Annotated in this window: 13 protein-coding genes; 12 read left to right on the top strand and 1 reads right to left on the bottom strand. The window is 69.0% G+C overall.

What is annotated here, in order from left to right; genetic code table 11:
• The first annotated feature begins 4 nt into the window (after positions 1 to 4).
• On the top strand, positions 5 to 3,127 hold the full coding sequence (locus OL599_RS16035; RefSeq protein WP_264714834.1) for a multidrug efflux RND transporter permease subunit: 3,123 nt from the start codon (positions 5 to 7) through the stop codon (positions 3,125 to 3,127).
• A 1-nt stretch (position 3,128) separates the two neighbouring features.
• On the top strand, positions 3,129 to 4,121 hold the full coding sequence (locus tag OL599_RS16030; RefSeq protein WP_264714833.1) for a hypothetical protein: 993 nt from the start codon (positions 3,129 to 3,131) through the stop codon (positions 4,119 to 4,121).
• A gap of 85 nt (positions 4,122 to 4,206) precedes the next feature.
• Here OL599_RS16030 and OL599_RS16025 read toward each other — a convergent pair whose 3' ends face one another.
• On the bottom strand, positions 4,207 to 4,476 hold the full coding sequence (locus OL599_RS16025) for a hypothetical protein (protein ID WP_264714832.1): 270 nt from the start codon (positions 4,474 to 4,476) through the stop codon (positions 4,207 to 4,209).
• Between the two features lie 158 nt (positions 4,477 to 4,634).
• Between OL599_RS16025 and OL599_RS16020 the strand changes: the two genes are divergently transcribed.
• The 10 genes from OL599_RS16020 to OL599_RS15975 all read left to right on the top strand — a co-directional run bounded on the left by OL599_RS16020 (position 4,635) and on the right by OL599_RS15975 (position 14,363).
• On the top strand, positions 4,635 to 5,420 hold the full coding sequence (locus tag OL599_RS16020; protein ID WP_264714831.1) for a fumarylacetoacetate hydrolase family protein: 786 nt from the start codon (positions 4,635 to 4,637) through the stop codon (positions 5,418 to 5,420).
• Between the two features lie 152 nt (positions 5,421 to 5,572).
• Complete coding sequence (locus tag OL599_RS16015; RefSeq protein WP_264714830.1) at positions 5,573 to 6,610, top strand: ABC transporter substrate-binding protein; 1,038 nt, start codon at positions 5,573 to 5,575, stop codon at positions 6,608 to 6,610.
• Entirely contained in the window at positions 6,611 to 7,432 is an 822-nt protein-coding gene (locus tag OL599_RS16010; RefSeq protein ID WP_264714829.1) for an ABC transporter ATP-binding protein, read from the top strand.
• The gene (locus OL599_RS16005; RefSeq protein ID WP_264714828.1) at positions 7,432 to 8,274 is read left to right on the top strand and encodes an ABC transporter permease; all 843 of its coding nucleotides are present in this window, start codon (positions 7,432 to 7,434) and stop codon (positions 8,272 to 8,274) included. Before OL599_RS16010 ends, OL599_RS16005 begins: the two co-directional genes overlap by 1 nt.
• A 34-nt stretch (positions 8,275 to 8,308) precedes the next feature.
• Positions 8,309 to 9,664, top strand: coding sequence for an FAD-dependent oxidoreductase (locus tag OL599_RS16000; RefSeq protein ID WP_264714827.1), 1,356 nt, complete (start codon positions 8,309 to 8,311; stop codon positions 9,662 to 9,664).
• Positions 9,661 to 10,836 (top strand): CaiB/BaiF CoA transferase family protein, encoded by a 1,176-nt coding sequence (locus OL599_RS15995; protein ID WP_264714826.1) that lies wholly within the window; start codon positions 9,661 to 9,663, stop codon positions 10,834 to 10,836. The genes OL599_RS16000 and OL599_RS15995 overlap by 4 nt, the downstream gene beginning before the upstream one ends.
• On the top strand, positions 10,833 to 11,606 hold the full coding sequence (locus OL599_RS15990; protein ID WP_264714825.1) for an enoyl-CoA hydratase-related protein: 774 nt from the start codon (positions 10,833 to 10,835) through the stop codon (positions 11,604 to 11,606). Before OL599_RS15995 ends, OL599_RS15990 begins: the two co-directional genes overlap by 4 nt.
• Positions 11,606 to 11,932 (top strand): ferredoxin, encoded by a 327-nt coding sequence (fdxA, locus tag OL599_RS15985; RefSeq protein WP_264714824.1) that lies wholly within the window; start codon positions 11,606 to 11,608, stop codon positions 11,930 to 11,932. Before OL599_RS15990 ends, fdxA begins: the two co-directional genes overlap by 1 nt.
• 2 nt (positions 11,933 to 11,934) lie before the next feature.
• Complete coding sequence (locus OL599_RS15980) at positions 11,935 to 12,900, top strand: LysR family transcriptional regulator (protein WP_264714822.1); 966 nt, start codon at positions 11,935 to 11,937, stop codon at positions 12,898 to 12,900.
• Positions 12,897 to 14,363: an amidohydrolase family protein gene (locus tag OL599_RS15975; RefSeq protein WP_264714820.1), complete on the top strand. Its 1,467-nt coding sequence runs from the start codon at positions 12,897 to 12,899 to the stop codon at positions 14,361 to 14,363. The genes OL599_RS15980 and OL599_RS15975 overlap by 4 nt, the downstream gene beginning before the upstream one ends.
• The last annotated feature ends 23 nt before the right edge of the window (positions 14,364 to 14,386 follow it).

Raw genomic sequence — 14,386 nt, 5'->3', positions numbered from 1 at the left:
GCTCATGAGCATCTCGACCCCGTTCATCCGCCGCCCGATCGGAACCTCGCTGCTGATGGCCGCGATCGTTCTGGTCGGTGTCGCCGCCTACCCGCTGCTGCCGGTGGCGCCGTTGCCGCGCGTCGAGTTCCCGACGATCCAGGTGCAGGCGAAGTTCCCCGGCGCCAGCCCGGAGACCATGGCCACCGCGGTGGCCCAGCCGCTGGAACGCCAATTCGCGCAGATCGCGGGCGTGGCGCAGATGACCTCCGTCAGCGTGCTCGGCCAGACCTCGATCACCGTGCAGTTCGACCTCAACCGCGGAATCGACGCCGCGGCGCTGGACATCCAGTCGCAGATCACCGCCGCCACCGGCCAGTTGCCGCGCAACCTGCCCAGCCCGCCCACCTATTACAAGGTGAACCCGTCCGACAGCCCGATCCTGATCCTGGCGGTGCAGTCCGACGAGATGCCGCTGATCGAAGCGGACGACTACGCCGACAACATCCTGGCCCAGCAGATCTCGCAGATCGACGGCGTCTCGCAGGTGTTCATCGGCGGCGAGCAGAAGCGCGCAGTGCGCGTGCAGGTGGACCCCGCCCGGCTGGCCGCCATGGGCCTGACCATGGAGGACGCGCGGCAGACATTGCAGACCGCCACCGTGAACAGCCCGAAGGGCACAATCAACGGCGAGCGGCGCAGCTTCACCATCTATGCGAACGACCAGCTGACCAAGGCCGCCGAGTACAACAACCTCGTCATCGCCTATCGCAACGGCGCGCCGATTCGCGTGCGCGACATCGGCCAGGCGGTGGACGCCGCCGACAACCTGCTGGTCGCCGGCCACCAGAACGGCAAGCGCGGCGTGCAGCTCATCATCTTCAAGCAGCCCGACGCCAACATCATCGAAACCGTCGACGCCATCAAGGCGCAGCTGCCGCGGCTGACCGCGGCGATCCCGCCCTCGGTTCACGTGACCGAGGTGATGGACCGCACCCAGACCATCCGCGCCTCGGTGGAGGACGTGCAGTTCACGCTGATCCTGACGGTCGCGCTGGTCGTGATGGTGATCTTCCTGTTCCTGCGCAACCTGTGGGCCACCATCATCCCCAGCGTGACGGTGCCGATCGCCCTGATCGGCACGTTCGCGGTGATGTACCTGCTGAACTTCAGCCTCGACAACCTGTCGCTGATGGCGCTGACCATCGCGGTCGGCTTCGTGGTGGACGACGCCATCGTCATGCTGGAGAACATCTTCCGCCACATCGAGGACGGCGAGCGACCAATGGACGCCGCCATCAAAGGCGCCGGCGAAATCGGCTTCACCATCGTGTCGATCAGCGCCTCGCTGATCGCCGTGTTCATCCCGCTGCTGCTGATGGGCGGCATCGTCGGGCGGCTGTTCCGCGAATTCGCCATGACCGTGTCGGTCGCCGTGGTGGTGTCGGCGGTGGTGTCGCTGACGCTGACGCCGATGATGTGCTCGCGCTTCCTGCGCCACGAGCACGGTACGCATGGCCTGCTGTATCGCATCATCGAGAAGTTCTTCGACGGGATGCTCGCCGGCTACCGGCGGACGCTGGATATCGCGTTGCGCTTCCAGTTCGTCACGCTGATGGTGTTCCTGGCGACCGTGTCGGTCACGGTCTATCTGTACGTCGTCATCCCCAAGGGGTTCTTCCCCGAGCAGGACAACGGCATCCTGCTGGGGATCTCGCAGGGCGCGGAAGACATCTCGTTCAAGGAAATGGTCCGCCGGCAGCTTGCCCTGGGCGAAGTGCTGCTGCGCGACCCCGACATCGCCGCCTATTCGTCGACTGTCGGCGCCGGCGTCGGCGGCCAGACCGGCAACAACGGCCGCTTCTTCGTCGCGCTGAAGCCGTTCGCGGAGCGCCATGCCTCGGCCCAGGAGATCATCGCGCGGCTGCGGCCAGAACTGGCCAAGGTGGAAGGCGCGCAGCTGTTCCTGCAGGCCGGCCAGGACGTGCGCGTGGGCGGCCGCATTTCCAAGACCCAATACCAGTACACGCTGCAGGACGCGGATGTGGGCGAGCTGTACGCATGGGCGCCGAAGGTGCTCAACAAGCTGCGCACCCTGCCGGAGCTGCGCGACCTCGCCACCGACCAGCAGAACGGCGGCACCACCGCCTCCATCACCATCGACCGCGACGCCGCGGCGCGCTTCGGCATCCAGCCGCAGGTGATCGACGACACGCTGTACGATGCGCTCGGCCAGCGCCAGGTCACGCAATATTTCACCCAGGTGAACACCTACAAGCTGATCCTGGAAGTGCTGCCGGAGATGCAGGGCGACCTGTCGGTGCTCGACAAGCTGTACGTGAAATCCAGCACCGGCCAGGCCGTGCCGCTGTCGACCTTCGTGAAGGTCGACACCACCAAGGTCGCGCCGCTGTCGATCAGCCACCAGAGCCAGTTCCCGGCGGTGACGCTGTCGTTCAACCTGGCCCAGGGCGTCGCGCTCGGCCAGGCGGTGGACGCCGTGAACCGTGCGATGCGCGTCCTCGGCACGCCGGTGACGCTGCAGGGAACCTTCCAGGGCACCGCGCAGGCGTTCCAGTCGTCGCTGTCCAGCCAGCCCTATCTCATCGCGGCGGCGCTGATCACCGTCTACATCATTTTGGGCATCCTCTATGAAAGCTACATCCTGCCGCTGACCATCCTGTCCACCCTGCCCTCCGCCGGCGTGGGTGCGCTGCTGATGCTGATGGCGTTCGGCTACGACCTGTCGGTGATCGCGCTGATCGGCGTGATCCTGCTGATCGGCATCGTGAAGAAGAACGGCATCATGATGGTGGACTTCGCCGTGAATGCGGAACGGCGCGACGGCGAAACCCCGTTCAACGCCATCCGCCAGGCCTGCCTGCTGCGCTTCCGGCCGATCATGATGACCACCATGGCGGCCCTGTTCAGCGGCCTGCCGCTGATGATCGGGCACGGCGCGGGGTCGGAATTGCGCCGCCCGCTCGGCTTCGCCATGGTCGGCGGACTGCTGCTGAGCCAGGTGCTGACGCTGTACACGACGCCGGTGATCTACCTGTATCTCGAGCGCCTGCAGCGCTACCTGTCGCCGCGCCGCACCGCCCGGATGCCCACCCTGGCCGACAAGATGGGTGCCACAGCCGACTGAAATGGAATCCCTGTCCGCTGATTGCCTGTTGCGCGGCGGCGCGGTGGAATACGGGATGGCCGCACGGGTTCACCGCTCTGACGACGACCATCTGTTCCTGGTGGGCGGCAGCAACGAGGTGCTGCGCCTGTATGACTCAGACGGGTTCGACGCGTCCGTGGACGTGCCCGCCTGGCGGCGCCGGTTGGCTGCGCGCGATGCGTTCTTCCGGCGCCTGGGCATACCCTGGTGCCAATTGCTGGCGCCGGAAAAACTGAGCGTCTACGGCGACGCGGTCCTGCGCCGGCTGTTAGGTCCCGGCGCGGTCGCCCCGGGGCAAAGGCTGCTCGACCGCGTGGCCCATCCGGCCCTGGTCTATCCCGCCGACTACCTGCGGCTGCAACGCGACAAGGGCTATGTCGTCTACCCCCGGACCGACAGCCACTGGACCGCGCTGGGGGCGCTGTGCGCGTTCCAATGGATAGCGCCGGCCCTCGGCCTCCACCTCGATTACGCACCATTCCTTGAATTGCAGCCAAGGCGCCTGTGCTACCACGGCGACCTGTGGGGCGACGGCCATGACGGCGTGCCCGAGGACATGTTCGACCGGCGTGTGGTCCCCGACAGCGTGGCCCGCATCCATGCCAACCCGATCGTCATGCTGAAGGAACGGCTCGGCCTGGAGAACGAGATGGGGCTGCATATCGGCAGCCACGTCGTCTACCGCAACTCGGCGGCGCAGCGGCCGGAACGGGTGGTGCTGTTCGGCTCCTCATTCTCCGAGTACCGGGCGGACTGCTCGCTGCTCACCTTCCTCGCGGCCCTGTTCTTCCGCGAAGTGCATTTCGTCTGGTCCAGCGCGCTCGACCTTGGGTTCATCGAGCGGCTGGCGCCTGACCTGGCGCTGATCGAGATGCCCGAGCGGTTCATCACCGCCTGCCCCGACGACGCATTCGATGTCGAGGCGTACGGCGCGCAGGCGGCGCAGGCGTGGATGGCCGCCCATCCCGGCTGATGCCGGGCCGCGGGCACGAAAACGGCGCGATCAGATCCCCGGCATGGGCCGGCGCGGCACGCCCAGGCCCGCCCGGACGGCAGGGTCAACCAGCGTCGTCCTCGTCGTCCATTTCGTCCTGGTGCTCGTAGTACCAGTCCAGCACCTCGTCGTGAAAGCCCGGGTCGCGCAGCAGGCGCATGGCCAGCGCCAGCACGATCTCAGGCGCCGCCGGAATCTCCGAGGCGTCATCGGGCACTTCACTGCCGGCGACGACGCGCACGGACATCGACCCGTCCTCCTCGCCGATGATCAACGCGACCTCGCTCGTGTCCAGTTCCACCGTCGTGGGTTCCGCCTTCTCACCGGAAGTCATGGTCCCGTTCCTTTTCTCTGGGGGGCGCACTGCTTAACAGGATCGGCCGACCACGCCCAGCAGGCCCGCGCGGCGCCACGCGCGGGCCAGATCGCTGGAGCTGTGGCATCATCCGTGCCTTCCGCCGAACAGACAACATCGAACAGGAGCCGACCCGAATGGCCTTATGGATCCGATTTGAGCGCGCCGACGGCGAATACGTGGGCATGCTGGATGCGCCCACGGGTCGGATCGCGGTGCATGCGGGCGATCCCTGGGCCGCCCCGTCGCCGACAGGCGAGGTGGTGCAGCTGGATGCGGTCCGCCTGCTCGCACCGCTCCGTCCCGGCAAGTTCATCGGGTTGTGGAACAATTTCCACGCACTCGCCGTGAAGCTCGGCGCTGCGATCCCTGCCGAGCCGCTGTACTTCCTCAAGGCGCCCGGCAGCATCCTCGCCCCTGGCGGTGCGATCACGCCGCCCGCCGGTTACGCGGGCAGGATCGCCTACGAAGGCGAGCTGGGCATCGTGATCGGGCGCCAATGCCGGAACGTCACGCAGGCCGAGGCCGAAACCGCCATCTTCGGCTACACCGGCGTCAACGACGTCACCGCGCTCGACATCCTCAATGCCGATCCGGCCTTCCCGCAATGGGCGCGGGCCAAGAGCTGCGACACGTTCGGCCCCTGCGGTCCGGCCATCGCCACCGGCCTCGACTGGTCCGCCTTGCGCATCCGCACCCTGCTCAACGGGCGCGAGCGGCAGAACTATCCCGCCTCCGACATGATCCTGCCGCCGGCACGCATCGTCAGCCTGATCTCACGCGAGATGACGCTGGAGCCGGGCGACCTGATCGCCTGCGGCACCTCGGTCGGGGTGCTGCCGATGCGGCCGGGAATGACGGTGGACGTCGCGATCGACGGAATCGGCACGCTGCGCAACACGGTCGCCGAACGCGCGCCCTGATCCCGGGGCGCGCGGCGGGTCCCGCATGCGATCCGGCCGGATCAGAATGGAGGCCGGTGCCGAAATTGCAACAGGTCGATCACAAAATTGCTCTTTTTGTGTCACCCCCGTCGGTGCATAAGTCCCTGAACTGACCGTTGGGGAGACGCGCGATGCCGACAACCGGACACGAACGCACGCAATTCGGCCGCCGCGTCCTATTGAAAGCCGGCGCCGCCCTTGCCGGCGGAGCGGCGATCTCGTTCTCCGACACCGCCGCCGCGGCCACCACCACGGTCAACATGCAGCTCGGCTGGCTGGGCGGCGGCAACCAGATCGGCGAGGCCGTGGCGCAGCAGCTCGGCTACTTCGAGCAGGAAGGCCTGGACTGCAAGATCCAGGCCGGCGGCCCGAACAATGACGGCATCGCCATCGTCGCCTCCGGCCGCTACGAGCTCGGCCAGGTCTCCTCCAGCCCGTCGCTGATGCTGGCGGCCTCGCAGGACATCCCGATCCGCTGCTTCGCAGTCTCGGCCCAGCAGCACCCCTACGCGTTCTTCTCCCTGAAGAAGAACCCGGTCCGCACCCCCGCCGATTTCCGCGGCAAGAAGGTCGGCATCCAGGCCACCGGCGCGGTCCTGCTGCGCGCCCTGCTGGCCAAGAACAACATCGACCAGAAGGACGTGCAGATCGTCATCATCGGCTCCGAGATGACGCCGCTGATGACCGGCCAGGTCGATGTCGTCACGGGGTGGCTCACCAACACCACCGCGCTCAAGGTGATCGGCGCCGACCGCGTGGACCTCAAGCTGTGGGACGCCGGTGTGCGGCTCTATGCCAACCCCTATTACGCCACCACGGACACGCTGACCCAGCGCAAGGACCTGCTGGTGCGCTTCCTGCGCGCCGCTGGCCGGGGCTGGGCCTACACCTACGCCAACCGTGACAAGGCCGTGGAACTGCTGATCAAGCAGTTCCCCAACCTGGTCGCCAAGGACGAGCGCGAGGCGGTCGATGTGATGCTCGCGCATTGCTTCAACGCCAACACCATGGCGAACGGCTACGGCGCCATGGACCCGGCGATCTGGCAGGACCAGATCGCGCTCTACAGCCAACTCGGCCAGTTCGCCAAGCGCACTCCCAAGGTGGACGAGGTGATGACGCTGGACATCCTCAACGCAACGGCAGACGTGCGGCCGCGGATCGGCTGAGTGGCCGCGGCCCTGGACATGGCGCAGGACGCGCCCCCCGGCGGCGTGACCGCTGCGCCGCTGGCGCTGGACTGCCGCGACGTGACTGTGCGGTTCATGAGCGAGCGGCGGGCGGTGACCGCGCTGGAGGGGGTTTCGCTGTCGCTGGAGTCCGGCAGCTTCCTCACGCTGCTCGGCCCCTCCGGCTGCGGCAAGTCCACCCTGCTGCGCGTCGTCGCCGACATCGTGCAGCCGAGCGCCGGCAGCGTCAGCGTGCTGGGCCGCACGCCGGCGCAGGCGCGGCAGAACCGCGACATCGGCTTCGTCTTCCAGGACGCCTCCCTGCTGCCCTGGCGCAACGCAATCGACAATGTGCGCCTGCCGCTGGAAGTGGGCGGGCGGCGCGAGCTGCCGGCCGGCGCGATGCGCCCGCAGGACCTGCTCGATCTCGTCGGCCTGTCCGGCTGGGAGAAGGCGCTCCCGCATGAGCTCTCCGGCGGCATGCGCCAGCGCGTCGCCATCGCCCGCGCCCTGCTCGGCGGCCCCAGACTCCTGCTGATGGACGAGCCGTTCGGCGCGCTGGACGAGATCACCCGCGACCGGCTCAACGAGGAGCTGCTGCGGATCTGGGCGGAGACGGGCACCACCATCATCTTCGTCACCCACAGCATCTACGAGGCCGCCTTTCTCGGCCAGAAGGTGCTGATGCTGGCCGCCCGCCCAGGGCGCGTGCGCGAGCTGGTGGCGGTGTCGCTGCCGGAGCCGCGGCGGCTCGCGGTGCGCGAGTCGCCCGAATTCGTGGCCCTCGCCGCGCGGCTGCGCGCGCTGCTGGAGACCTGCTGATGAGCCTGCAGGCAACCATGCCCGCCACCTCCGCGGCGGCAACCGCCGACGCCATGGACGCCGCCTGGCTGGCCGCGCAGCAGCGCCTGCGCTGGCGCCGCCGCATCATGCCGCTGTTCGGCGGCGCGGCCCTGCTGTTCGTCTGGTGGGCCCTGGTCGCCGTCTTCCAGGTGCGCCCGTTCATCGCTCCCTCGCCCGAGGTGGTCGCGATCACCTTCTACCAGAAGTTCGGCATGCTGATGCAGAACCTGTGGCCCACCGCCATCGAGGCGGTCTGCGGCTTCCTGCTCGGCAACTTCGCCGCCATCACGCTGGCCACCGTGTTCGTCCACCGCAAGGCGGTGGACGAGGCGTTCTTTCCGATCGCCGTGCTGATCAACTCGATCCCGGTGGTGGCCAAGGCGCCGATCCTGGTGCTGCTGATGGGCAACGGGCTCTCGCCCAAGATCGCCATCGCCGGGATCATCGTATTCTTCCCCACGCTGGTGAACATGGTGCGCGGCCTGGAGGCGGTGAACCCGCAGGCGATGGAGCTGATGCACGTGCTGTCCGCCACCAAATGGGAAGTGTTCATGAAGCTGCGGCTGCAGACCTCCCTGCCCTTCCTGTTCTCGGCGCTCAAGATCGCCGCCAGCACCGCGGTCGTCGGTGCCATCGTCGGCGAGTGGATCGGGTCGCAGGAAGGCATCGGCGCGCTGATCATCCAGGCCACCTACAATTTCGACTCTGCGCTGCTCTACGCCACCGTGCTGTGCGGGTCCTTCTTCTCCATCCTGTTCTTCCTGACCATCCGGCTGATCGAGCGCTTCGTCGTGCGCTGGCAGCCGGAGGGCGCCCCCTGACATCGCCGTCCGCGGCGGCAAAGGAGCCATGACAATGTCCGACCCAACCCGTCTGCAGGCGGAGCCGGCCCGCTCCGTGCCGGTGGTTTCGCGCGCCGATGTCGTCGTGGTCGGTGGCGGGCCGGCCGGCTTCAGCGCCGCCGTGTCCGCGGCCCGCGCCGGCGCCTCGGTCACGCTGGTCGAGCGCTATCCCTATCTCGGCGGCCTCGCCTCCGGCGGCATGGTCCTGGTGCTCGACGACATGTGCAACGGCGCGGAGATCACCGTGCGCGGCATCTGCGCCGAGCTGGTCGAGCGCATGGGCCGCTACGGCCTGGCCGTGTATCCGCCCGAGGCGGAGCGCGGGCACGATCCGGCCATGTACCGCAAATGGTCGCGCTGGGGCCTGTTCGACTTCAACACCCACACCAAGCCGCACCCCATCTGCTACTCCGTGGCCTTCGACCCGGACGGCTGGAAGCGCGCCAGCGATGCCATGGTGCAGGAAGCCGGCATCGAGCTGCGCCTGCACAGCTGGTTCTCCCACACCGTCACCGAGGACGGCCGCGCCACCGGCGTCGTCGTCGAGACCAAGGCCGGGCGGCAGGCGATCATGGGCAGCGTGGTGATCGACGCCACCGGCGACCTCGACGTCGCCGCCAGCGCCGGCGCGCCGTTCATCCACGGCGCCTACATGGTCACCACCGTCTTCCGCCTGGGCGGCGTGGACACCGACGCGGCCGAGCGCTTCCAGTTCGAGGCGCCCGAGCGCTTCCACGCGATCGACCGCGAGGCCAAGCGCATCATCGGCGGCTCCTGGGACTACTGGTGGCTGAAGACGCCGCTGCCCGGCATCGTCTGGTGCAACTGCCCGCACATGACCGGGCTCGACGGCCTCAAGGTCGAGGACCTCACCGCCGCCGAGTTCGAGGGCCGCCGGCGCATCCATGCCCTGGTGGACCATGTCCGCGCGAATCTGCCGGGCTTCGAGAACTGCTTTGTCGTGGATGTCGCGCCGCAGACCGGCATCCGCCAGACCCGCCTGCTGGAGGGCGAATACATCGTGACCAAGGAAGACGTGATCAACCGGCTGCATTTCCCCGACAGCATCGCCCGCGGCCGCGACTACTACACGCCGTATCGCGCGCTGCTGCCGAAGGCCGTGGACGGGCTGCTGGTGGCGGGCCGCCACTACTCCGCCACCTCGGCGGCGCAGAAGATGTCGCGCGAGATCCCGCCCTGCATGGCCATGGGCGAGGCCGCCGGCCTGGCCGCCGCGATGGCGCTGCAGGCCGGCGTGTCGGTGAAGCAGGTCGATGTCGCGGCCTTGCAGAAGCGGCTGCGCGACCAGGGAGCCGACCCTGGCGACCGGCCCTCGGCCAATGCCCGCGTCGCGGAGCTGCAGGCATGAGCCGCCAGCCGCTCGCCGGCATCAAGGTCATCGACTTCACCCAGGTGATGCTTGGCCCTTGCTGCACCCAGGTGCTCGGCGACTACGGCGCCGACGTCATCAAGATCGAACGCGCCGGCGCCGGCGACCTGTCGCGCTCCGCCATCCCCGACCCCGCCGGCCTGCAGAACCCGGTGTTCTGCAGCCTGAACCGCAACAAGCGCAGCATCGCGCTCGACCTCAAGGCGAAGGCGGGCCTCGCGATCGTCCACAAGCTCGTCGCCACGGCCGACGTGGTGGTGAACAACTTCCGCCCCGGCGTGATGGAGCGGATGGGCGTGGGCTACGAGGCGCTGTCGGCGATCAATCCGCGCATCATCTACGCTGTCGGCACCGGCTACGGCACCGAAGGGCCGTATGCGCACAAGGGCGGGCAGGACATCCTGGCGCAGGCGATCACCGGCGTGATGGCGCGCAAATGCGATCCCTCGGAGCCGACGCTGATCTATCCGACCGCCCTGGCCGACTACGCCGCTGGCATGCACCTGGTGCAGGGAATCCTGCTGGCACTGATGCAGCGCCAGCAGAGCGGGCGCGGCCAGATCGTGTCGGTGTCGCTGTACGACAGCATGCTGGCGATGCAGACACAGGAAGCCTCGATGTGGCTGATGCGCGACCGCGACTTCAGCTGGGGCGCGATGCCCTACTCCGGGGTGTTCGACACGACCGACGGCGCCGTGGTCATCGTCGGCGCGTTCAAGGCCAATCCGCTGCGCGACATCTGCACGGCCCTCGGCCTGGAGGATCTCACGCAGGACCCCCGCTTCAGCTCGTTCGAGCACAGCGTGGCGAACCGGGAGGCGCTGCACGCCATCCTGCGCGCCCGCGTCGCCACCGGCACCACCGCGCGGTGGATCGCGGCGCTGGAGGCGCTGGACCTGCTGTGCGCCCCGGTGCGCAAGCTCGGTGAGGCGCTGGACGATCCGCAGACGGCCATCAACGGCATGGTGCTGCGCGCCGAGGCCGGCGAGACGATCGGCATGGTGGGCTCGCCCGTGCACATGTCCGACGACGGCTTCGCGCTGCGCCATGTGCCGCCGCAACTGGGCGGAGACGGCGAGGACATCCTCAGGGAACACGGCTTCGACGGCACCGCCATCGCCGCCCTGAAGGCCGAAGGCGTGCTGGCATGAGCGTGCGCCTGGAGATCGACGGCCACGTCGCCCGCGTCACCATCGACCGGCCCGAGGTGCTGAACGCGGTCGATGCCGCGACCGACACCGCGCTGGAGGCGATCTGGCGCAAGCTGGAAACGGATGCCGACATTCGCGCCGTGGTTCTGACCGGCGCCGGCGAGCGCGCCTTCTGCGTCGGCGCGGACATGAAGAATGTCTCGAAATCCGGCCTGGAATACTGGGCCGGCGGCAACCCCAACGGCTTCGGCGGCATCTCGCTGCGCAGCACGCTGGATATCCCGGTCATCGCCCGCGTCAACGGCCACGCCCTGGGCGGCGGGTTCGAGATGATGCTCGGCTGCGACATCGTCGTCGCCGCCGAGGAAGCCAGCTTCGGGCTGCCGGAGCCGCGCGTGGGCCGCCTTCCGCTGGATGGCGGCATGGTGCTGCTGCAGCGTCAGGTGGCGTTCCGCCAGGCCATGGGCATGCTGCTGACCGGCCGCCGCCTGCGCGCCGCCGAGGCGCAAGCGATGGGCCTGGTGAACGAAGTGATCCCGCGCGCCGGGCTCGATGCGGCGGTGGACCGCTGGCTCGCCGAGGTTCTGGCCTGCGCGCCGCTGTCGTTGCGCGCGATCAAGCAGTCGGTGCGCCGGACCGCGCACCTCACGGCGCAGGAAGCGCAGACGCAGCGCCTGCCGGCGGTGATGGCCTGCCTCGATTCGCGCGACGGCGAGGAAGGCGTCGCGGCGTTCCGCGAGAAGCGCGCGCCGGTCTGGACGGGAAGCTGATGACCCATGTCATCACCAGCGCCTGCATCGACGTCAAGGACGGCGCCTGCGTGCATGCCTGCCCGGTGGACTGCATCTATGTCGGCGGGCGGATGCTCTACATCCACCCCGACGAATGCATCGATTGTGGCGTGTGCGTCTCGTTCTGCCCGGTCGATGCGATCCACGACGACCAGCTGGTGCCGCCCGACCTGAAGCAATTCATCGCCATCAACGCCGAGTTCTTCGGCCCCTCCGTCACCGGCTGGGGCGCGCCAGGCGGCGCCTCGCCGCAGTACACGACCACCCAGGACCACCCTGCGGTCGTGGCCCACAGGCGCGGCTGACCGTGCCCGGCCGGCGCCCTGCCCCGCCGGCTTTTGCGGGCGAGGCCGCGCGCCACCCCAACCTGCACGCGGCCGCACTGCGCTACCTCAAGCAGATCGCCCTGCGCGGCTCGGTCCGCAAGGCCGCGCAGGCGCTCAACGTCGCACCCTCCGCGGTCAACCGCCAGTTGCTGAAGGTCGAGCAGGATCTTGGCGTCAAGCTGTTCGACCGCCTGCCCGACGGCATGCGCCCCACGCCCGCCGGCGAGGTGATGCTGCGCCATATCGGCGACACGCTCTCCGACTACGACCGCCTGCTCGGCGAAATCGACGGCCTGCGCGGCATCCGCAGCGGTCATGTCCGCATCGTCGCCCTCGACAGCCTGCTCGTCGATTTCCTGCCGCGCGTGCTGGACGATTTCAGCCGCCGCTATCCCGCCATCACCTTCTCGGTGCTGGCCATGGCGCCGGCGGCGGTGTTCAACGAGATCATCTCCGCCCAGGCCGATATCGGCCTCACCTTCGTTGCCCCGGCGAGTCCCGCGGTGCGGCTCGTCACCAGCGTGCGCATGCCGCTGGGCGCGGTGATGTCGCCGCAGCACCGGCTGGCCCGGCGCAAGCGGCTCGATTTCAGCGACTTCGAGGACACGCCGGTGCTGATGCAGCACGGCACGCTGCCGGTGGTGCCGTTCATCGACGACGACTTCGCGGCCTTCCGCGCCACCATGCAGCCCCGCTTCGTCTCCAACTCCATCGAGCTGCTGCGCCACATCATCCGCGCCGAGCTTGGAGTGGCGTTCTTCACCCGCCTCGGCTTCCTGCGCGAGATCGCGGCCGGCGACCTCGTCTGGATTCCGCTGGCCTCGCCCCGCCTCGAACAACTCCGGCTCGGCCTGTTCACACCGTCGCTACGCACCCTCGCGCCGGCGACCTCGATGGTGGTAAGCGAACTCACCGAGCGTTTCGCCCAGCTCGAGAGGGACGCATGACCCAGACAATCCTGATCGACCGCGCGCTGGTGCTCGCTGCCGAGGGATTCCGCCCCGGCGCCGTGCTGATCGATGGCCCCACCATCGCTGCCGTCGCATTCACCGACGACGAGGCCGCGCAACTGCGCAGTCGTGCCGCCCAGCACGTTCGCGGCGCGGGCTGCTGGCTGATCCCCGGGCTGATCGATGCCCACGCGCATGGCTACGCCACGCTGCTGCGCGGCACCGAGAACAGCCTGCCGCTGGAGCTCTGGGCGCTCTACACGACGCTGTACGGCCGTGGCTACGACGACAGCGCCATCCGCGCCGCCATCCTGCTGGGCGCCGCCGAGCGCATCCGCGCCGGCATCACCGGCGTCATCGACCACACGCCGATGGTGCATCTCGGCCGGACCGCGCTCGACGCGCATGAGCGCTCCGGCCTGCGGGTCGGCTATGCCGCCTTCCTGCAGGACGTGTCCGACTACGACCTGCTCGACATCAAGCTGCCGCCGGCGCTCATGCACCGCCTCGGTGGCCCGCCCCCACTCGACGCCGACGCCTATGCCGACCGCTTCTCAGAACTGGTGCAGACCGCGCGCGCCGGCTCCGGCCGCGTCGCCGTCCAGCTCGGCCCGAACGCGCCGCAACGCTGCTCGCCCGAGGCGTGGGACCTTTGGCGCGAACTGCGCGACCGCCACGGCGTGCCGGTGCACATGCATCTCATGGAAACGCGCGCACAGGCGCTGATCGGGCAGCGCAAATGGCGCGGCGGGCTGATCCGCGAGATCGAGCGCCAGGGCCTGCTGGAAGGCGATGTCGCCGCCGCGCACGGCATCTGGCTGACCGCCGACGAACGCGACCGCCTGGCCCGCCACGGCGCCACGATCGTGCACAACCCCGCCAGCAACCTGATGCTGGGCAGCGGCGTGATGCCGCTGGCGCAATGGCGTGCGGCCGGCGCCAACATCGCCCTTGGCACCGACTCCGCCAACACCGGCGGCCGCCACGACCTGTTCGAGGCCATGCGCCTGGCGATGATGCTGCCGCGCGTCGCCACCACCGACCACACGGCTTGGCCCCGCGCCTCCGAGATCCTGGCCATGGCGACCCGGCAGGCCGCCCCCGTGCTCGGCCTCACCGGCCGCCTCGGCACCATCGCGCCGGGGCAACTCGCCGACCTCGTTCTGGTGCGCCACGACCAGCCGGCGACCCTGCCGATGCAGCACAACGAAGCCGCCCTGGTCCAGTCCGCCAGCCCGGACGCCGTCGACAGCGTGATGGTGAACGGCGCCTGGGTGATGCGCGCCCGGCGAATCCTGGCATTCGACGAAGCGGCAGCGCTCGCCGAGGCCGAAGCCGCGGCGGACGCCATCCGCACCCGCGCCGCCGCCGAACTGCCGGTGCTCGATGCGGCCCTCCCGGGCCTTGCCGAACGCCTCAGGGCAGTGTTGGCGGCTTATGCGGAAGGCCAGACTCGTTAGGTGCTAAGAATGAAGGCCTGGCG

Origin of the sequence: Limobrevibacterium gyesilva, from assembly GCF_025989185.1 — a bacterium.
Lineage (GTDB): Bacteria > Pseudomonadota > Alphaproteobacteria > Acetobacterales > Acetobacteraceae > Limobrevibacterium > Limobrevibacterium gyesilva.
The sequence above is the reverse complement of the archived record's forward strand: the minus strand, read 5'-3'. Positions and strand labels throughout refer to the sequence as shown.

Bases quoted from the DNA above. Each gene is read 5' to 3' on its own strand.
- OL599_RS16035 (WP_264714834.1), top strand. From the start codon at position 5: ATGAGCATCTCGACCCCGTTCATCCGCCGCCCGATCGGAACCTCGCTG.
- OL599_RS16030 (WP_264714833.1), top strand. From the start codon at position 3,129: ATGGAATCCCTGTCCGCTGATTGCCTGTTGCGCGGCGGCGCGGTGGAA.
- OL599_RS16025 (WP_264714832.1), bottom strand. From the start codon at position 4,476: ATGACTTCCGGTGAGAAGGCGGAACCCACGACGGTGGAACTGGACACG.
- OL599_RS16020 (WP_264714831.1), top strand. From the start codon at position 4,635: ATGGCCTTATGGATCCGATTTGAGCGCGCCGACGGCGAATACGTGGGC.
- OL599_RS16015 (WP_264714830.1), top strand. From the start codon at position 5,573: ATGCCGACAACCGGACACGAACGCACGCAATTCGGCCGCCGCGTCCTA.
- OL599_RS16005 (WP_264714828.1), top strand. From the start codon at position 7,432: ATGAGCCTGCAGGCAACCATGCCCGCCACCTCCGCGGCGGCAACCGCC.
- OL599_RS16000 (WP_264714827.1), top strand. From the start codon at position 8,309: ATGTCCGACCCAACCCGTCTGCAGGCGGAGCCGGCCCGCTCCGTGCCG.
- OL599_RS15995 (WP_264714826.1), top strand. From the start codon at position 9,661: ATGAGCCGCCAGCCGCTCGCCGGCATCAAGGTCATCGACTTCACCCAG.
- OL599_RS15990 (WP_264714825.1), top strand. From the start codon at position 10,833: ATGAGCGTGCGCCTGGAGATCGACGGCCACGTCGCCCGCGTCACCATC.
- fdxA (WP_264714824.1), top strand. From the start codon at position 11,606: ATGACCCATGTCATCACCAGCGCCTGCATCGACGTCAAGGACGGCGCC.
- OL599_RS15975 (WP_264714820.1), top strand. From the start codon at position 12,897: ATGACCCAGACAATCCTGATCGACCGCGCGCTGGTGCTCGCTGCCGAG.